The organism is Gordonia sp. NPDC003424 (assembly GCF_053588655.1).
In genome coordinates, this window is sequence record NZ_JBSFQJ010000025.1 from 11,744 (window position 1) to 30,595 (window position 18,852).

General features: G+C 66.1%; 13 protein-coding genes. 7 read left to right on the forward strand and 6 right to left on the reverse strand.

The features are described 5' to 3' along the window. The first annotated feature begins 24 nt into the window (after window positions 1-24). The 4 genes from ACWDTI_RS24730 to dmpG all read left to right on the forward strand — a co-directional run bounded on the left by ACWDTI_RS24730 (window position 25) and on the right by dmpG (window position 4,265). The gene (locus ACWDTI_RS24730) at window positions 25-1,092 is read left to right on the forward strand and encodes an enoyl-CoA hydratase/isomerase family protein (protein WP_449740778.1); all 1,068 of its coding nucleotides are present in this window, start codon (window positions 25-27) and stop codon (window positions 1,090-1,092) included. A gap of 158 nt (window positions 1,093-1,250) precedes the next feature. Then, window positions 1,251-2,039, forward strand: a complete 789-nt coding sequence (locus tag ACWDTI_RS24735; protein WP_449740779.1) for a 2-keto-4-pentenoate hydratase — start codon at window positions 1,251-1,253, stop codon at window positions 2,037-2,039. Between the two features lie 256 nt (window positions 2,040-2,295). Then, on the forward strand, window positions 2,296-3,201 hold the full coding sequence (locus ACWDTI_RS24740) for an acetaldehyde dehydrogenase (acetylating) (RefSeq protein WP_449740780.1): 906 nt from the start codon (window positions 2,296-2,298) through the stop codon (window positions 3,199-3,201). Beyond that, window positions 3,198-4,265 carry a 4-hydroxy-2-oxovalerate aldolase gene (gene dmpG / locus ACWDTI_RS24745; RefSeq protein ID WP_449740781.1) on the forward strand — a complete coding sequence of 356 codons (1,068 nt, stop codon included), beginning with the start codon at window positions 3,198-3,200 and terminating at the stop codon, window positions 4,263-4,265. Before ACWDTI_RS24740 ends, dmpG begins: the two co-directional genes overlap by 4 nt. 139 nt (window positions 4,266-4,404) lie before the next feature. Here the strand turns inward: dmpG and ACWDTI_RS24750 are convergent, their stop codons facing one another. Beyond that, window positions 4,405-5,319: an EamA family transporter gene (locus ACWDTI_RS24750; RefSeq protein ID WP_449740782.1), complete on the reverse strand. Its 915-nt coding sequence runs from the start codon at window positions 5,317-5,319 to the stop codon at window positions 4,405-4,407. A gap of 90 nt (window positions 5,320-5,409) precedes the next feature. Here ACWDTI_RS24750 and ACWDTI_RS24755 point away from each other — a divergent pair, with 90 nt between their 5' ends. Next, the gene (locus ACWDTI_RS24755) at window positions 5,410-6,339 is read left to right on the forward strand and encodes a LysR family transcriptional regulator (RefSeq protein WP_449740783.1); all 930 of its coding nucleotides are present in this window, start codon (window positions 5,410-5,412) and stop codon (window positions 6,337-6,339) included. Window positions 6,340-6,342: 3 nt separating this feature from the next. Here ACWDTI_RS24755 and ACWDTI_RS24760 read toward each other — a convergent pair whose 3' ends face one another. The 3 genes from ACWDTI_RS24760 to ACWDTI_RS24770 form a co-directional block, all read right to left on the reverse strand. Beyond that, window positions 6,343-9,609 carry an NAD-glutamate dehydrogenase domain-containing protein gene (locus tag ACWDTI_RS24760; protein WP_449740784.1) on the reverse strand — a complete coding sequence of 1,089 codons (3,267 nt, stop codon included), beginning with the start codon at window positions 9,607-9,609 and terminating at the stop codon, window positions 6,343-6,345. 79 nt (window positions 9,610-9,688) lie between these two features. Next, entirely contained in the window at window positions 9,689-11,059 is a 1,371-nt protein-coding gene (locus tag ACWDTI_RS24765; RefSeq protein WP_449740785.1) for an aminotransferase class III-fold pyridoxal phosphate-dependent enzyme, read from the reverse strand. Window positions 11,060-11,386: 327 nt separating this feature from the next. Next, the gene (locus ACWDTI_RS24770) at window positions 11,387-12,910 is read right to left on the reverse strand and encodes a CoA-acylating methylmalonate-semialdehyde dehydrogenase (protein ID WP_449740786.1); all 1,524 of its coding nucleotides are present in this window, start codon (window positions 12,908-12,910) and stop codon (window positions 11,387-11,389) included. A gap of 151 nt (window positions 12,911-13,061) precedes the next feature. Between ACWDTI_RS24770 and ACWDTI_RS24775 the strand changes: the two genes are divergently transcribed. Then, a complete protein-coding gene (locus ACWDTI_RS24775) occupies window positions 13,062-14,666 on the forward strand; it encodes a PucR family transcriptional regulator (protein ID WP_449740787.1) in 1,605 nt (534 codons plus the stop codon). Between the two features lie 24 nt (window positions 14,667-14,690). Here the strand turns inward: ACWDTI_RS24775 and ACWDTI_RS24780 are convergent, their stop codons facing one another. Continuing rightward, on the reverse strand, window positions 14,691-17,027 hold the full coding sequence (locus ACWDTI_RS24780) for a transketolase-like TK C-terminal-containing protein (protein WP_449740788.1): 2,337 nt from the start codon (window positions 17,025-17,027) through the stop codon (window positions 14,691-14,693). A gap of 199 nt (window positions 17,028-17,226) precedes the next feature. On the opposite strand from ACWDTI_RS24780, the gene ACWDTI_RS24785 reads away from it, so the two are divergent. Continuing rightward, on the forward strand, window positions 17,227-17,595 hold the full coding sequence (locus tag ACWDTI_RS24785) for a hypothetical protein (protein ID WP_449740789.1): 369 nt from the start codon (window positions 17,227-17,229) through the stop codon (window positions 17,593-17,595). 123 nt (window positions 17,596-17,718) lie between these two features. Here the strand turns inward: ACWDTI_RS24785 and ACWDTI_RS24790 are convergent, their stop codons facing one another. Beyond that, window positions 17,719-18,513, reverse strand: coding sequence for a VOC family protein (locus tag ACWDTI_RS24790; protein ID WP_449740790.1), 795 nt, complete (start codon window positions 18,511-18,513; stop codon window positions 17,719-17,721). Between the last annotated feature and the right edge of the window lie 339 nt (window positions 18,514-18,852).

Below are 18,852 nucleotides of genomic sequence, written 5' to 3' on the forward strand. Positions count from 1 at the left end.
CGGATCGTTTGACAGGATGATCAGATGACGACGTCGTACCCGGTCATTACCGTCGCGGAGCTTGCCGAGAGCCCGGCGGTGTCGCCGCTGCTCGGTCCGGGCGCCGAGCTGGTCGAGCCGGTGGTGATCGTGGATCTCGACGACGCCGGTCCCGGGTCGGTGCAGCGGGCGACCGATCGGGTCGCATATCTGGACCGGGTTCTTGTCGGTCGGTCGCGTCGGCCGGTCACCGCAGCGCTGCACCCGTTGACCGAGGTTCTGGATCTCACGTATGTCGCCGACGATTCACCGGCGCATCGCAGTCTTGTCGGGGTCGCCGACGTCGACGCGGCGGTCGATGACTTCGCCGGTGTGGCCGATCGTCTGCCGCAAGCGACTCTGGTTGCTGCACAGGTGGTTCGTGCGTCGGAGTCGCTGTCGATCCCGGCTGGGGTCGACGTCGAATCCTTCGGCTACTCCACCCTGCAGGGCGGTGATGAGTACCGGCGCTGGCTCGAGGAACGCCGGGCGACGTCGGGAGTGTCGCGTGTCCGAGAGTTTCCCGACGAACCCGTGCTCATCACGCGCGACGACGACACCCTGCGAATCACGTTGAACCGCCCCACACGACGCAACGCCTACAGCGCCGAGATCCGTGATGCGTTGGTCGACGCCCTGCGGGTCCCGATGCTGGACAACTCGATTCGACGGGTTGTGCTCGACGGTGCCGGTCCATCATTCTGTGCGGGAGGCGATCTCGACGAATTCGGACGCATGCCCGACTCGGTCACCGCGCACTTCATCCGCACCCGCGGCGGAGCGGCACGACTGATGGGGCGGCTCGCCGATCGGATGGAGGTACGGCTACACGGTCACTCCGTCGGTGCGGGCATCGAGATCCCCGCGTTCGCGGCTCGGGTGGTCGCCGCGCCGGATACGGTGATCCGGCTGCCCGAGGTGTCGATGGGGTTAATCCCCGGTGCCGGTGGCACCGTGAGCGTTCCGCGACGCATCGGCCGGTGGCGTGCGCTGCATCTGTTTGTCACCGGCGTTCCGCTGAACGCGCAGAAGGCGTTGGGGTGGGGGCTGGTGGACGAGATCTCGCCTCAGTGAGACCGGGAACCTCATTGTGCCGCTGGGTGGGAACTGCTCTCGAAACGTCGACGACGCGCCTCTACGCTCACCGGAAGAATCAGGGCGGCGCCGCCATGTCCAAAACACCGGCCATGCCCTAAACTAGAACACGTTCCTATTCCGAGGCTGGAGGCGCTATGGCGGTTGACCAGGCACTACGTGAGCAGATCGCGGCCGATCTGTGGACCGCGGAGCAGACCGCGCTGGCAATTGACCGGCCGACCGACACGTATCCGGAGCTCGATGTCGTCGATGCCTATGAGATCCAGTTGATCAACATCCGTAAGCGTTTGGATGCGGGCGCAAAGGTGGCCGGCCACAAAGTGGGCCTGGCATCCGAGGCGATGCAGAAGATGATGAACGTCGACGAGCCCGACTACGGGCATCTGCTCGACGTGATGCAGTACTTCGAGAGCACACCCATCGACCGGTCGGCGCTGTGCTATCCGCGGGTCGAGGTGGAGGTCGGGTTCATCCTGGGCAAGGACCTGCCGGGGGAGGGCTGCACCAACGAGGACGTCATCGACGCGGTCGAGTGGGTGGTGCCGTCGATCGAGTTGATCGACTCACGGATCAAGGATTGGAAGATCACCCTGTGCGACACCATCGCCGACAACGCGTCGTCGTGCGGATGGATCCTCGGTGAGCAGCGGGTTCCGATCAGCGAGATCGACACCGGTGACATCGATGCGGTGCTGCACCGTAACGGTGAGGTCGTGGCGAAGGGGAATTCGTCTGCGGTGCTGGGTCATCCGTTGAATGCCGTGTCCTGGCTGGCGAACAAGGTGGACAGCTTCGGGGTTCGTCTGCGTAAGGGGGATCTTATCCTGCCGGGCACCGCGACCCGGGCCTTCGATATCGAGGCGGGGGATCATTTCGTGGCCGAGTTCGTGGGCCTGGGCAGCGTGACGCTTGACTTCGTCTAGCACTTCGACGGCTCAGCGGGCGGGGGCTTCGACAGGCTCAGCCCGGCGGGAGGCGGGGCTTCGACAGGCTCAGCCGGCGGGAGGCGGGGCTTCGACAGGCTCAGCCGGCGGGAGGCGGGGCTTCGACAGGCTCAGCCGGCGGGAGGCGGGGCTTCGACGAGCTCAGCCGCAGCCGGGGGGCTTCGACAAGCTCAGCCGGCGTAAGCAGCTCAGCGGGCGGGGCAACTTTGAGAGAACCAATAACTAGGAGGCGCACGTGGCAGCCAAGCTGACCGCAGCGATCATCGGGTCGGGCAATATCGGCACCGATCTGATGTACAAGCTGGAACGTTCTGAGGTGATCGAGCCCCGGTGGATGGTGGGGATCGACGCCGATTCCGAGGGCATGAAGCGGGCCGCCGATCGTGGGCTGATCACCATGAGCGGGGGAGCCGACGAACTGCTGGGGTCGTCGGACAAACCGGATCTCATCTTCGAGGCGACCTCGGCGTATGTGCATCGCGAGTATGCGCCGCGCTACGAGGCCGCCGGGATCACCGCCGTGGATCTGACTCCGGCGGCCGTCGGGCCGGCCGTGGTGCCGCCGGCGAATCTGCGCGAGCATCTGGATGCGCCGAACACCAACATGATCACCTGTGGTGGGCAGGCGACCATCCCGATGGTGCATGCGGTGAGCTCGGTGGTGCCGGTGCCGTACGCGGAGATCGTCGCGTCGGTCGCGTCGGTGTCGGCCGGTCCCGGCACGCGCGCGAATATCGACGAGTTCACGCGGACGACGTCGAAGGGGATCGAGACGATCGGCGGCGCGGCTCGCGGCAAGGCGATCATCATACTGAATCCGGCCGATCCGCCGATGATCATGCGCGACACCATCTTCTGCGCGATCCCCGACGATGCGGACACCGATGCGATCGCCGAGTCGATCCGCAAGCGGGAGAAGGAGATCCAGCAGTATGTGCCGGGGTATCGGTTGCTGCAGGATCCGCAGTTCGATCCGCCGAGTGTGATCAATGGTGGGTACGCGCGGGTGTCGATCTTCGTGGAGGTCGAGGGTGCCGGCGATTTCCTGCCACCGTATGCCGGGAATCTGGACATCATGACCGCGGCGGCCACCAAGGTCGGCGAGGAGATCGCCAAGCAGAAGTTGGGAGTGTCGGCATGACCAGTGATCTGATGGCAAATGCCCGAAAGTACTCGGACGCGTTGGATATCCGGATCACCGACTCGTCGTTGCGCGACGGTTCGCACCACAAGCGTCACCAGTTCACGGAGGAGGACGTGCGGGCGATCGTCGGTGCTCTCGACGGCGCCGGGGTGCCCGTCATCGAGGTCACCCACGGTGATGGTCTGGGCGGGTCGTCGTTCAACTACGGGTTCTCCAAAACGCCGGAGCAGCAACTGATCAAGGCTGCTGCCGAAACTGCGAAGCGCGCCAAAATCGCGTTCCTGATGCTGCCCGGACTCGGCACCAAAGACGACATCCGTGCGGCACAGGACAACGGCGGGCAGATCTGTCGCATCGCGACGCACTGCACCGAGGCCGACGTCTCCATCCAGCACTTCGGGCTGGCCCGCGATCTGGGGCTCGAGACGGTCGGCTTCCTGATGATGAGTCATTCGCAGCCGCCGGAAAAGCTCGCCGAGCAGGCGCGGATCATGGCCGATGCCGGGTGTCAGTGTGTGTACGTGGTGGATTCGGCGGGTGCGTTGGTGCTCGAGGACGTGACCGTGCGCGTGCAGGCGTTGGTCGCCGAACTCGGCGACGACGCCATGGTCGGCTTCCACGGTCACGAGAATCTCGATATCGCCGTTGCCAATTCGATCAATGCGATCCGCGCGGGCGCCCAGCAGATCGACGGGTCGATCCGCCGTTTCGGTGCCGGCGCGGGCAATACGCCCACCGAGGCGTTCGTCGGCGTCTGCGACAAGCTGGGCATCACCACCGGCGTCGACTTCATGAAGATCGCCGACGCCGCACAGGATGTGGTGCGTCCGGTCATGCCGTCGGAATGTCTGGTGGACCGGCCGTCGATGATGATGGGCTACGCGGGTTGCTACTCGAGTTTCCTCAAGCACGCCGAAGGCCACGCCGAACGCTACGGTGTGTCGGCGGCGGACATCCTGATCGAAGCCGGGAATCGGAAACTCGTTGGTGGGCAGGAAGATCAGCTCATCGACATCGCACTGGAGTTGAAGAAGAAGCAGGACGCAAACGCGGGGGTGTGAGAGCGCCGACCGACGGATGATCATCGACGCCCAGGTTCCAACCATGCTCCCACGATGCAAACTGGGAACATGGTGGGGACCTGGGCGTTTCGTTCGTCCTGCATCGGCCTGATCATCGAGCTCGCTGTGCGCGCTGTCGTCAGACCGGTGCAGACTGCGCTGACCTCGTGGTTCGGTTGTCCTGGACCCCTGCCGGTGCAGTCACGATCGTCCCGATGCTGGCCGCGATGACCAACGCGATCGCCGTCAGGCGCACCGGGCCGGCTGTCTGACCGAGGAACAGCCAGCCGGAGAGGACCGCGATGATCGGTTCGAGGCTGAGCAGGATGCCGAAGACGCTGCGGGGAAGTCGGCGTAGCGCCGCGAGTTCCAGGGTGTAGGGGATGGCCGAGCACAGCAGCGCGACGCCGAGGGCGGGCAACAGCAGGGCCGGATGGTCGACTGCGACGGTGACCCCGGACATCCCGAGTGGTGCGACGACGACGGTGGCGATCGCCAGGGCGATGGCGAGGCCACCGGTGCCGGGCACGCGTTGCCCGACGTGGGCGCTCGACACGATGTAGAGGGCCCAGAACGCTCCGGCGATCACCGCGAACAGCACCCCCAGCGGGTCCAATGACTCTGTCTGCGTGACACTTTCGATACCGAGCAACCCGATTCCGAGCATCGCCAGCAACACCCAGGCGAGATCGATCGCCCGTCGTGACAGCACCGCCGACAACAGCAGCGGCCCGACGAACTCGATGGCCACGGCCGCGCTGAGCGGAATACGTTCGATGGCAAGGTAGAACGACCCGTTCATGCCGACCATGATGATCCCGAAGACGGCCACTGATTGCCATTGCGAGCGACTCCATCGAACGACGTCGGGCCGGCTCGCGGCCATCAGAATGGCCGCTGCCATCCCGAGGCGCAAAGTCGTCACCCCCCACACTCCGAGCGACGGGAACAGTCGGATCGCCAGCGCGGCACCGAATTGCAGGGACAAGCAGGAGCCCAGCACCAGCAGCGCGCCGGTGCCGGACCCGCGACTGTCCTGTGAGGTCACGATCATCCATTCAGGATCCGAGAACGTGAGTCATCAGTCCAGTGAATGTTTCTTCCCATGTATGTTCAGTTCAACTAATCAATCGGAGGTGGGTCGATGCTCAACGTCACGCGCCTGCGCATTCTGCGTGAACTCCATCTGCGGGGGACGCTGGCGCAGGTGGCACAGGCACTCTCGTACACGCCGTCGGCGATCTCTCAGCAGCTTTCGATGCTCGAGCGCGAGACCGGTGTGACACTCCTCGAACACATCGGACGTGGAGTCCGGCTAACCGACGAGGCACGCACGCTCGTCGCGCACACCGAGATCGTGCTCGCGCAACTCGAGCAGGCCGAAGCCGAACTCGCGGCCGCGCAACCTGCGGTGCGCGGCACCCTGCGCCTGGCCTCGATCCTCACCGTCGTCGTGGAGATCGCGCCCTCGGTGGTCACACTCTTGGCGCAGACCCATCCGGCCCTGCAGCTCGAGATCACCATGCGTGAGGTTGAGCCAGCCTTCAGTGGACTGTTGTCGGCTCAGTTCGATGTGATCCTCGGTGAGGAGTTCCCCGGTTTCCCCGACCCGGTCCGTGACGGGACCGATCGAAGCGACCTGGTCACCGACCCGCTGCTGCTCGCTGTTCCGTCGCGAGGTCCCATGAGCGGTCCGCCGCACCGACTGGCCGAGCTCGATTCGGCGCCATGGGCGCTGGACCCGCCCGGCACGGCCAGCGGCGATTGGGCTCGCGCGGTCTGCCGGGCCGCGGGCTTCGAACCCCAGGTCCGCTACGAGGGCCCGGATCCCCTGCTGCATGCGCACCTGGTGCGGACCGGCCATGCAGTCGCCTTCATCCCGGGCCTCATCGCCGCCGACCATTTGCATGGCACCCAACTCGCCCGACTGCCCGGCGACCCGCATCGCACGCTCTACACCGCCGTCCGCGCGGGCCGCGCCGGACATCCCGCGGTGCGGGCGCTGCGCGATGCCATGGCACAGGTCGTCGCCGACCGTCCGGCCCAGTCCCCGGCGGGGACGATGCGGGAGTGACGCTTATCGGACGAGGCCACGCAGTTGTCGGACGGCCACGGCCAGGGTGGTGATGTCGAGGTCGCAGTCACGCAGGCCGTTCAGGATCGGCCGCACCCGGGAGAGACGTGCTGCGTGGTCTTGTTCCCACTCGGCGATCGCTGTCGCCGCAGCCAACTCGCCCGCGCCGGCGGTGACCACGGTTCGGGTGATGGCCCGCAGCGCGCCGTAGAGGTCGTCCCGCAAACTCAGACGGGCCATCGTAGGCCACCGCGAGTTCTTCGGCAGTGCGGAGATCGCGAGGAGGAACTCGTCGACCGAGAGTCGTTCGGAGAGCGTGAAGTAGACCTCGGCGACGTCGGCTGGTGCGCAGCCGGTCTGCTCTGCGACGTCGATGATGTCGAGGGCGGAGTACCAGTACAGGAGTTCGCTCACCTGCGTCGCGAGCGTCGCCGGCACGCCGCGGTCCTGCCATACCTGCGCGGCGTGGTTGGCTGCGGCCGCCTCGGAGCCGCGCAGCACAGCGCCGACGAGCGGTGTCAATGACTTTACGGCGGTGGCGAATCGGGCGATCTCTGCGCCGACGGCCAACGGTTGGGGACGGTGGGTGAGGAACCATCGGGCGGCGCGGTCGACGAGTCGCCGCGATTCGACGATCAGGTCGTACTCGATCGCGGGATCGAGTCGCTCGTCACGGATGGCGCGCCACAGGCCGGTCAGGTCGAAGACCTCGACGGCGATCTTGTATGCCTTGGTCGCATCGACGACGTCGGCCCCGGTTTCCTCGCCCAGGCGCAACGCGTAGGTGATGCCGGCGTTGTCGACCATCTCGTTGACCAACTCGTTGGTGATGATCTCCCGCCGCAGCCGATGCTGCTGCGCCGCAGTCGCGAAGCGATCCCGGACAACCGCCGGAAAGTACTGGTGCAGTTCGGATTCCATCGCCGATGAATCGGGCAGCGAGCTTTGCTCGATCTGCGCCTTGTAGGCGAGCTTGACGTGGGCGGCGAGGGTCGCGAGTTCCGGCGAGGTCAGACCTGCCTGATTGTGGCGCCGTCGGGCGATCTCGTCGTTGTCGGGCAACGTTTCCAGGCGGCGATCAAGTCCGTATTCGGTCTCGAGGGTCTCGATGAGTCGCACGTGGGTGTCGAGGCGCGTCGCGGCAGTATGACGTGCGACGCCGAGCAGTCGATTCTGCGAGATGTTATCGGCCAGCACAGAATCGGCGACCGCATCGGTCATGTCGACCAAGAGAACATCGCGTTCGGTGCTGCTGATCTCGCGGTCCCGAACCAGCGACCCCAGCAGGATCTTGATGTTCACCTCGTGATCGGAGCAGTCGACGCCGGCGGAGTTGTCGATGGCGTCGGTGTTGACGCGTCCACCGGCGAGCGCGAATTCGATTCGCCCGCCCGCGGTCAGACCGAGGTTGCCGCCCTCGCCGATCACCCGTGCCCGGACCTCGGTTGCGTCGACGCGTATGCGGTCGTTGGTCTTGTCGCCGACCTGAACGTGCGACTCGTCGGATGCCTTGATATAGGTACCGATTCCGCCGTTCCAGAGCAGATCGACGGGGGCGGTGAGGATTCGTGCGATCAGTTCGTCAGGGGTCAGTGCTGCGCGACTCGCCAGACCCAGTGCCCGCGCCATCGGGGCGCTCACCGGGATCGATTTGGCATCACGCCGCCAGACGCCGCCGCCCGCGCTGATCGCTGCTTCGTCGTAGTCGGCCCAGGAGGACCGTTCCAGTGCGAACATTCGCGTGCGCTCGGCGAAACCTTGCGCAGCATCGGGATCGGGATCGACAAAGATGTGGCGATGGTCGAAGGCCGCGACGAGACGGATGGCGGGGCTCGACAGCATGCCGTTGCCGAACACGTCGCCGCTCATGTCGCCGATCCCGGCGACGCTGATCGGGTCGACATCGACGTCCACGCCGAGCTCGGCGAAGTGACGGCGCACGCTCTCCCACGCGCCACGGGCGGTGATGCCCATCGCCTTGTGGTCGTAACCGCGGGAACCACCCGAGGCGAATGCGTCACCCAGCCAGAAATCATATTGCGCCGCGACATCATTGGCGCTATCGGAGAATCTCGCGGTGCCCTTGTCGGCAGCGACGACGAGATAGGGGTCGGCGTCGTCATGCGGACGTACGTCGGTTGGTCGGGCAATCTGTCCGTCGCCACCCACGTTGTCGGTGATGTCGAGCAGCGCGGCGATGAACGACCGATAGCACGCCACACCCGCGTCGCCGCCGTAGACGATGGCGGCGGCAGGCTTTACGACGAAACCACCCTTGGCGCCGGCCGGTATGATCACCGCGTTCTTCACCGCTTGCGCCTTGACCAGCCCGAGGATCTCGGTGCGGAAATCCTCTCGATCCGACCAGCGCAGCCCACCGCGGGCGACCAGCGCGAACCGCAGATGTGTTCCCTCGAAAGTGTTCGAGTAGACGAAGGTTTCGATCAGCGGTGCCGGCTGCGGGATGTGGGCGATCCGCCGCGGCGCAAGCTTGAGCGCCACGTAGCCGTGATCGGCATTGCGGTAGTACGAGGTGCGGGTCGTCGCGTCGATGAGTCCGTTGATCGTGCGGAGAATCCGATCGGCATCGAGGTCGTCGACGTCATGCAGGAGTGCGTCGATGTCGGTGTCGGGTGTCGGAGGCGCGGCGGGGGAGAACCGTGCCTCGAAGATGGCGAAAAGAGTTTCGGTGATGACCGGATGATCGATCAGAGCACCGGCGATCCGGCCGCTCGTATGTCCAAAGTTGATCTGCCGCAGGTAATGAACGTAGGCCCGGAGCAGGACTACTTCGTGCCAGTGCATGCCGCAGACGATGACCAGAGCGTTGAGGTCGTCGAGTTCGAGACGCGCTTCACGTGCGGCATGGAAAGCAGCGACGAAACGCGACCGCCACACGTCGTCGGCGGGCCCGGACTCGAGATGACGTTGCAGGCGGCCCGACGGGCGCAACCGGAAATCGTAGACGAGGCAACGTAATCCGTCGGCACGGCGCAGCGCCAGGGGGTGCTCGTCGAGGACGTCGAGTCCGAAGCTGTGCACGACCGGAAGGATGTCGCCCAGCGCGAGTTCGCCGCCTCCGACGTAGACGCGCAGGCCGAACTCGTCGCGCGTCGTCGCCAGCTCGAGCACCTCGATCTCGACGCGACCTTCGACGAGTTCGTCGAGGAAGCGGGTGTCGACGGGGGTGATGTCGGCGGCCGGCTCGACGACGTACCCGCCGGGCAGCGCGACGAGCTTTTCGGCCTGGGGGAGAACGGATGTGGGCAACGGAGACTCCGTGAGTTGGGCGGAATGCAGATGACTGCGGGGTGCGTCGATGACTCGACGCACCCCGCAGTGGTTGGGGTCAGAGCGCGGCGTCGGCGACGTCGAGGGCCGCGTCGATGATCGCCAGGCCCTCGCGGGCCTGCTCGTCGGTGACGATGCACGGCGGCACCACGTGGATGCGGTTGAAGTTGGCGAACGGCAGCAGACCACGTGACTTGCACTCGGCGAGAACGGCGTTCATCGCGTCGCTGGTTCCGCCGTACGGCGCCAGCGGCTCGCGGGTGGTGCGGTCGGCGACGAGTTCGATCGCCCAGAAGACGCCCGCACCGCGGACCTCGCCGACACTGGGGTGGCGTGCGGCGAGTTCAGCGAGACCGGGGCCGAGGATCTCTCGGCCGATCCGCTCGGCGTTCTCGACGATCTGCTCATCCGCCATGGCGTTGATGGTGGCCACGGCGGCCGCGGTGGCCAGCGGATGACCGGAGTAGGTGAGACCACCGGGGTAGGGACGCTCGTCGAAGGTGGCGGAGATCGCGTTGTTGATGGCCACACCACCGAGGGGCACATATCCGGAATTGACACCCTTGGCGAAGGTCAGCAGATCCGGGACAACGCCTTCGGCGTGCTCGATCGCGAACCACTTGCCGGAGCGGCCGAAACCGGCCATCACCTCGTCGGCGATGAACACGATGCCGTAGCGGTCGCAGATCTCCCGGACGCCCTTGAGATATCCGGGCGGCGGGATCATGATGCCGGCGGTACCGGGGATGGATTCGAGGATGATCGCGGCGATCTGGTTCGGACCTTCCATCCGGATCAGCTCGTCGAGGTGCTCGAGGGCGCGGGCGCATTCCTCGGCCTCGGTGGTGGCATGGAAGCGTGACCGGTAGAGGAACGGGCCGAAGAAGTGGACGACGCCCGAGTCGCCGTTGTCGTTGGGCCAGCGACGCGGGTCGCCGGTCAGGTTGATCGCGAGGTCGGTGCCACCGTGGTAGGAGCGGTAGCGCGAGAGCACCTTTCGGCGGCCGGTGTGCAGGCGGGCCATCCGCACGGCATGCTCGTTGGCGTCGGCACCACCGTTCGTGAAGAAGATCTTGTTCAGGTCACCCGGGGTGCGTTCGGCGATGAGCCGGGCTGCTTCCGAGCGTGCGTCGTTGACGTGTTGCGGCGCAATGGTGCACAGCTTCGCGGCCTGCTCGGCGATGGCCTCGATCACCTTGGGGTGTTGGTGCCCGATGTTGGTGTTCACCAGTTGCGAGGAGAAGTCGAGCAGGCGGTTGCCCTCACCGTCCCAGACGTAACAGCCGTCGGTGGCGGTGATGGTCATCGGGTTGATCTTCGCCTGCGCCGACCACGAGTGGAAGACATGCTTGCGGTCGAGCTCGTAGGCCCGTTGCGCCGCAGCGAGATCCAGGTCCGGTGCGACGGGGATGGTGGCTTCGATGGTCATGATGGTGTTCGTTCCTTGGAGATGGTGAGTGTCGGGGGGTCGCCTACCCGCTGATCGAGTAAGGCTCCGAGCTTGCGAGCGCGTCGAAGGGCCACAAGCTCCTCGCTGATTAGAAGAGTCGCCCCACTGTCGCTGATCGAGTAAGCGAGCGAGCTTGCGAGCCCGCGCATCGAGATCACCTGTCCGAGCGGTCTCGATGCGGCGCCTCGCTGCGCTCGGTGCCTTACTCGACCAGCGGAAGGATGACGCTTCCCAAGCCCACGCCGGCCGCCCGCGGCGGCCCGAGGTTGCCTGCTCGATCAGCGGGGGAGGCGTTGTCTCAGGGGCTCAGGCGTTCTGCGGGAAACCCAGGTTCAGTCCGCCATGGCTGGGGTCGAGCCAGCGGGTGGTGATCGCCTTGGTGCGGGTGAAGAAGTGGATGCCTTCGGTGCCGTGGGCATGCGAGTCGCCGAACAGCGATGCCTTCCAGCCGCCGAAGCTGTAGTAGGCCATCGGGACCGGGATCGGCACGTTGATGCCGACCATGCCGACCTCGACCTCGTTCTGGAAACGCCGTGCCGCGCCACCGTCGTTGGTGAAGATGGCGGTGCCGTTGCCGTACTGGTTCGAGTTGATCAGTTCCAGGGCTTCGTCATACGAGTCGACGCGGACCACGCTGAGCACTGGGCCGAAGATCTCGTCGGTGTAGATGGTCATGTCGGTGGTGACATTGTCGAACAGGGTCGGGCCCAGCCAGAATCCGTCGGTGTAATCCCCCGTCGCTTCGCTCGCCCCGGCCCCGCCATCGACCTGCACATTTCGACCGTCGAGAACGACGGTGGCTCCGGCCTTTTCGCCGGCGTCGACGTAGGAGGCGACCTTGTCGCGGTGCGCCTTGGTGACCAGAGGACCCATGTCGGTGTTGCGGGTGCCGTCGCCGGTCTTGATGGTGGTGGCACGTTCGGCGATCTTAGCGACGAGTTCGTCGGCGATGTCACCGACCGCGACCGCGACCGAGATGGCCATGCAACGCTCACCGGCCGAGCCGAAGCCGGCGTTGACCATGGCGTCGGCAGCCAGATCCAGGTCGGCGTCGGGCAGGATGATGGCGTGGTTCTTGGCGCCACCGAGCGCCTGCACACGCTTGCCGGCGGCGGTGCCGGTCGAATACACGTACTGGGCGATGGGGGTGGACCCGACGAAGCTGATGGCCTTGATCTTCGGGTTGGTCAGCAACTCGTCGACGGCGACCTTGTCGCCCTGCAGGACGTTGAAGACGCCGTCGGGCAGACCGGCTTCCTTCCACAGTTCGGCCAGCCAGATCGACGCGCTGGGGTCTTTCTCCGAAGGCTTGACAACCACGGTGTTGCCGGCGGCGATGGCGACCGGGAAGAACCACATCGGGACCATGGCGGGGAAGTTGAACGGGCTGATGATGCCGACGGGACCCAGCGGCTGGGACACCGAATGCACGTCGATGTTGGTCGAGGCGTTCTCGGTGTAGCCACCCTTCAGCAGGTGCGGGATGCCGCAGGCGAACTCGACGACCTCCTGGCCGCGGGAGATCTCGCCGAGAGCATCGGAGAGGACCTTCCCGTGCTCGCTGGTGATGATCGCGGCAAGCTCACCCTTGCGCTCGTTGAGCAACTCACGGAACTTGAACAGGACGGCGGTGCGCTTGGCCAGCGAGGTGTCGCGCCACTCGGCAAACGTGTCGGCCGCGGAGTCGATGACCGTGCGGGCGTCGGCGACCGAGGCCAACGCGACCTGGCCGGTCACAGCGCCGGTGGCCGGGTTGGTCACCGGGGCGGTGTTCGACGAATCGCCGGCGAACAGCTTGCCGTCGCACCAATGCTGGATGGTCTGGGTCATGAGAACTCCTCGGGTCATGGTCTGGATCGTCGATCCGGATGCGGATGTGCAGCGGCGCCGTTGCCGCGATGACCCAATTCTCACCGCGCGGGCGTCCACCGAGCACCTACGATGTGTAACGACATCGTCTTCCATCGGTACACTTTGTCTCATGTCGCTGACTGTCGCCCAGATCATCGGCCTGCCGGTGATCCAGGCGGGAGAGCCGGAGACCCTTTGCGATCAGGGGTTCGATCACGAAGTCCGGTGGGTCCACGTCAGCGATGTCGCAGATCTGTCGAGCCTGCTGCGGGGCGGTGAGCTCGTCCTGACCACTGGCGAGGCACTGCGCAGATCGCCGAAGGCGTATCTGTCCGGAATGGCGCAGGCCGGCGCGGTGGCGGTGGTGGCCGAAGTGGCCGATGCCGAGCCGGAGCGGTTGACGCAGATCGCGGCGGTTGCCCGAGAGGTGGGTCTGGCGCTGGTGGTGCTGCGGCGGGTGATCAGATTCGTCGAGGTCACCGAGGAGGTACACCGGTCACTCGTCGCAGAGCAGTACGACGAGGTCGAGTTCGCCAGGAAAACCCATGAGGTATTCACCGAGTTGACGATCCGCCGCGCGGCGCCGACCGAGATCACGAACAGTGTCGTCGACCTTCTCGGCACGCCGGTGGTGTTGGAGAACCTCACCCACCAGGCCGTCGCCACCGCGGGCGCACAACCGTCGGTCATGCTGCGCGACTGGGAGCGGCGGTCGAGACTGCAGTCGTCGGCGAACGACGCGCACCGCGAGAGTTGGGCCGTCGTTCCGGTCGGCCAGGCCGATGACCACTGGGCGCGGCTCATCGCGCTTGACCCGCCTGCCGACGGGACGCGCACGACGATGGTCCTCGAGCGCGCAGCGCAGGCGTTGGTCATGCATCGAATGGCCGAACGTGGTCGCCTGGATCTCGAACGTCAGGCACACTCCGGTCTCATCGACGACGTCCTCACCGAACGACTCCGACAGGAGGACGAGGTCGTCGCGCGGGCCTCCGCGCTCGGCTTACGCTCGGCGACGGAGTATGTCCCGGTGTCCCTGCGGATTCCGGGTTGGACCATCCAGGCCGATCCCGTCGGCGCGCAGCGTCACACCACACAATTGCTCGACGTCGTGGTGCGCGCGGTCGGCGCGGCGGGCCACACCGGCATCTCCTCGGTCCGCGACGACGGCGAAGTGCGAATCATCCTCGCACTCAACACGAGTCGAGCACGATCTCGTGACCAGGTCCTCGAGGTTCTGGCCAGGGCATTTCGTCGCGACATCGAACGCACGACGGGCGACAGCGGTGCGGTCCTCGGCGTCGGAACTGTGGCCCGCCAATTGATCCCGGCGATTCAGGCCTTGCCGGGCGCGTCGCATGTCGCCGACGTCGCGGCTGCGATGCCGCCGGCGGACCGAGTCGCCTTTCGCGTCTCGGACATCCGGATCCGCGGCTTGCTCTCTCTCATGCGTGACGACCCGCGTGTCACCCGGTTCGCCGAGTCCGAACTGCGCGCCCTCCTGCTCGACGACATCGAACACGGGGGGAATCTGACCGACATACTCCGTGGTTACCTACAGCTTGCCGGAAACAAGTCCGCACTTGCCGGCCGATTGCACATGAGTCGCCCGTCGCTGTACGCCAAACTGGCACGCATCGAGGAGATCCTCGGCGTCGATCTCGCCGATGGGGAGTCGATGACATCGTTGCATGTCGCGCTGTTGGTTCTCGATGGGCGCCAGGCACGGGACTGACGGGGGTCGGACAGCCAGGGTGTCTCACCCCATCAAATCCAGCACCGCCCGGATGATGTGGTCGTCGTCGATACCGTGATGGCGGTAGACGTCCTCGAGTGAACCCGACTGCCCGAAGGTGCTCACGCCCAACGCCTTTGATCGAACGCGATTGATGGTCGCGAGGAACGACAGCGTGTGCGGGTGGCCGTCGAGGACACTGACCATCGGGACAGCGCGGTCGGCGGGGAAGATCTGATCGAGGATCCACGACGCCGCATCACCCTGCCCGTTGCGGGCCTGCAGCGCCTCGAACAGCAGGCCGGGACTGGTGACAACCACCACGTCGGCGTCGATTCCGATCTGCCCCAGACGTTCTGCCGCGTGCACGGCCTCGGTGACCATGGCGCCGACCGCCACGATGGTGGCCCGCGGGTGCTGCGCCCGCCGCAACACATATCCGCCGGCGATGACATGCTGCCGACGTCGTTCCCGCGCAGCCGGATCGGTCGGGACGGCGGCCAGGGATTGCTCGACGGGCCGCGTGGACAACCGCAGGTAGGCCGACCGCCCGCCGGGCTTGCCCATGTGCGCGATGCAATCCAGCAGCGTCCACTCGACGTCGACGGCGAACGCCGGCTCGTAGCTGACGCACCCGGGCTGCTCGAGCCCGATCGACGGCGTCTTGATCGATTGGTGCGCACCACCTTCCGGGGCCAGCGTGACGCCGGCAGGGGTGCCGACGAGGATCGACTGTCCGCCCGCGTAGATGCCGTACGACCACGGCTCCAGCGCCCGCTCGACGAACGGGTCGTAGAGCACGCCGATCGGGAACAGTGGCTGGCCCCAACGGCTCCAGGTGGCGCCGAGTTCGCCGATGAGCCCGACCAGATTGGTCTCCGCGATCCCGAGTTCCATGTGCTGCCCGGTGGGTCGTTCGCGCCAATGCATCACGGTGGCGCTGTCGTCGTCGAACCAGTCGCGGCGTTCGGTGGGCGACCAGACGCCCACCTTGTTCAGCCAGCCCGCCAGGTTGGTCGATGACGTCACGTCCGGACTGACGGTGATGACGCGTCGGGCGACCTCGGGTGCCTGGCGGGTCAGGTCGAGCAACGTCCGTCCCAACGCTGCCTGCGTGGTGGTGACCGATGTCGGGGTGCGCCCGGTGTCGGTCGGCACCGACAGGGCTGGGGGAGCGGGAATCGGTTCGCGTTCCAGGCGTTTCGCGACCTCGGTACACACGCGCCCGGCGGCGGAATGCGGGTCGAACCGGCGCCAGGGGTGGTCCGCGTCCTCACCCAACTGCTGGGCGAGGGCAGTGAACTGGTCGACCGTCAGCAGTGAGGAGTGGTTCTGTGGATGCCCCTGCGTCGGCAGGCCGTAGCCCTTGATGGTGTAGGCGAGAATGACTGTCGGGCGGGTGACGTCGATCTGCTCGAACGCGGCGCGCAGAGCGCTGAGGTCATGACCGCCGAGGTTGTGGATCGCGGCGATCAGCGACTCGTCGTCGAGATCGCTGATGACCGATGCGATTTCGTCGCGCCCTGCTCCGTCGCCGGGCAGCCGGGTGCGGACCTCGTCGGCCGAACAGCGAAGCAGCCGTTGGTACTCCGCGTTGGGCATCTCGGTGATGCGTGCGCGGAGCGCGTTGCCGCCGGGGCGGGCGAACAGGTCCTGCAGGAGTCGGCCCCACTTGACGGTGATCACCTGCCACCCTGCTGCGGCAAACATCGACTCGATGCGCCCGGCCGCGATGTTCGGGACGACCCGGTCCAGCGACTGGCGGTTGAGGTCGACGATCCACACGATCTCGCCGAGTTCGGGCACGGAGCTGTCCAGGACCGCTTCCCAGATGGCGCCCTCGTCGAGTTCGGCATCGCCGACCAGCGAGTACTGACGCCCCGAGCCGCCGCTGCCGAAGGCGGTGTTGACGTAGCGCCGGGCGACGGCTCCCCAAATCGGCGCGGTTGCGCCGATACCGACCGAGCCGGTGCTGTAGTCGACCGGGTCGGGATCCTTGGTGCGGCTCGGGTAGCTCTGCAGTCCACCGAATTCCCTGAGCTGCGTGAGCTTTTCGGTGTCGAGGGTGCCGAGCAGATGATTGATCGCGTGCAGGACCGGTGACGCGTGGGGCTTCACCGAGACGCGGTCGCCGGCACGCAACTGCGAGAACCACAGCTCGGTCATGATCGTCACCATCGACGCGCATGACGCCTGGTGGCCGCCGACCTTCAGCCCGGAGGGGTTGGGCCGCACCCGGTTTGCATGGTGCACGATGGCCGTCGACGTCCAGAGCACACGGCGCGTGATCTGCTCCAGGACGGCATCCGTATCGGCCGGGGTGTCCTCGGCGCCGGCCGGTGGGGGAGAAACGGTGGTCATCGGACTACTCCTGACGATGAGGATCGGTCATTCGGCGCGGAAGGAATCTGCTGCTCGCGCATGGCCGGCGGTGGCGGATGGTCGCCGGACGTGTGTGGTGGGTGGCCGGATCGCGACCAGCCGTCGTGTCCTGAGTGTGTGCAGAACATGGTTGAGTGTGGTCTCGACGAAGCGGACTGGTCAACGTGTGTATCGAATCATGAGCATTTTGCCCATGGAATCTGCGGCCGAGCAGGCGGATCTGCGCATCCTGTTCGCCGATGAACGTGGGCGGCCCCAGACGATCACGATGGCAACGTGGTTCGTCAACGCCGACATGATCGCTGCGGAGCGATGGCCGGGTTCGGCGGCAGAACACGCGTACGACGTAGCGGAACTGGCCGTTGCCGAGCGGAGTCGACAGATCGCCGACCGTCGATCATCAGGCGGTCGTGTACGACAACAGCAGCGCGGCTCGTCCTTACCGCGTGGTCGCCAAGTTCGCACATGGGCGATTGATCGACGAGCCGGAGTGGCCTGGGTGGACGCCGCCCGAGCTGACCGACGGCGCGTGAACGATCGAATGTAACCCGTGGTCGCGTGGCAGTTCAGGGTGTCGATGACACGGGCCACACCTCACGGCACCACTCGCGTGCACTGTGCACGCGTGATCGCCCCACAGGTGTGCCTCATGTCCTGGCGTGTCGAACGTTCACATCCCGGCCGGCGGATGACCCAGTGAGAACACCGCACCGAACGGGTCGGTGAGCGCGGCAAGGGTGCCGTACGGCGTCTCCTCGCCGGCCATGAGGACCTTGCCGCCCAACTCCTCGGCCTGCTTGACCGTCGCGGCGACGTCGTCGACGGTGACATACACCTGCCAGAACGACGGCACCTCGGGCGGAAAGAGCTTGGCGGCGTCCATGATTCCCGAATAGGAGTTCTCGCCGATGAAGATCTGGCCGTAGGCGTCGGGTCCGACGGCGTCGGGATCACCGCCGGTGCCGACCTCGTCGATGCGCGCGCCGATGACGGCTTTGTAGAACTCGAGCGACTTGGCGTAGTCCTTGCTCTGGCACTCGAACCAGTACGGGGTGCCGTGGGTGCCCCACTCCACGAACCCGACATGGGTGTTCGGCTTCCAGAAGCCGATGACCGCGCCCGCGGTGTCGACGGCGACCATCATCGTGCCCATCTCGCCGATGTCCATCGGCGGCACCATGATGCTGCCGCCGGCCGCTTCCACGGACTTCACCGTCGCGTCCGGATCCTCGGTGTGCAGATACACCGACCACACATCCGACGGTCCACTCGGATCCATCACCGGTCCCATGCCCGCGACCCGGTGTCCGTTCTTCACGAAGTTCCGGTAGCCACCGAAGTCGGGATTGGGGTCCTCTGCCTCCCAGCCGAACAGCGACCCGTAGAACTCGGCGGCCTTGTCCGGATTGCTGCTCATCAGGTCGAACCAGATCGGTGCGCCCACCGGCGCGGAGTAGTCACTCACGGTTGTTCCTCTCACGGATGTTCAGGTGGTCACCACTGCTGACTATCAGCGTGGCGGAAAGTCATCGGTGAGATGGCGGAATGGCGCATTCGCTGTTCGCGACTCTTCGACACGCGTCGGGTGGTTCCTGAGCTTGTCGAAGGGCTCGCTGCGCGGGTCCTGAGTAAGCGAGCACATCGAGGGCGCTCGTCGCTTGCTCGGGGAGCGGTGGAGCGTGGGTTCTCGGGGAGCGGTGGGCTCGTGGGGAGGTGGGTCGTCGGCTCTCGGGGGAGCGGTGGGGTCGTGGTCTGGACGGGGGATGGGTACGTCGCGATGAGTTCGCGCGGCTAGCAGAGTCGG

What these genes read in the sequence shown, in the direction of transcription:
- ACWDTI_RS24730 (WP_449740778.1), top strand. Translation starts at nt 25, where the DNA reads ATGACGACGTCGTACCCGGTCATTACCGTCGCGGAGCTTGCCGAGAGC.
- ACWDTI_RS24735 (WP_449740779.1), top strand. Translation starts at nt 1,251, where the DNA reads ATGGCGGTTGACCAGGCACTACGTGAGCAGATCGCGGCCGATCTGTGG.
- dmpG (WP_449740781.1), top strand. Translation starts at nt 3,198, where the DNA reads ATGACCAGTGATCTGATGGCAAATGCCCGAAAGTACTCGGACGCGTTG.
- ACWDTI_RS24750 (WP_449740782.1), bottom strand. Translation starts at nt 5,319, where the DNA reads ATGATCGTGACCTCACAGGACAGTCGCGGGTCCGGCACCGGCGCGCTG.
- ACWDTI_RS24755 (WP_449740783.1), top strand. Translation starts at nt 5,410, where the DNA reads ATGCTCAACGTCACGCGCCTGCGCATTCTGCGTGAACTCCATCTGCGG.
- ACWDTI_RS24765 (WP_449740785.1), bottom strand. Translation starts at nt 11,059, where the DNA reads ATGACCATCGAAGCCACCATCCCCGTCGCACCGGACCTGGATCTCGCT.
- ACWDTI_RS24770 (WP_449740786.1), bottom strand. Translation starts at nt 12,910, where the DNA reads ATGACCCAGACCATCCAGCATTGGTGCGACGGCAAGCTGTTCGCCGGC.
- ACWDTI_RS24775 (WP_449740787.1), top strand. Translation starts at nt 13,062, where the DNA reads ATGTCGCTGACTGTCGCCCAGATCATCGGCCTGCCGGTGATCCAGGCG.
- ACWDTI_RS24780 (WP_449740788.1), bottom strand. Translation starts at nt 17,027, where the DNA reads ATGACCACCGTTTCTCCCCCACCGGCCGGCGCCGAGGACACCCCGGCC.
- ACWDTI_RS24785 (WP_449740789.1), top strand. Translation starts at nt 17,227, where the DNA reads ATGAGCATTTTGCCCATGGAATCTGCGGCCGAGCAGGCGGATCTGCGC.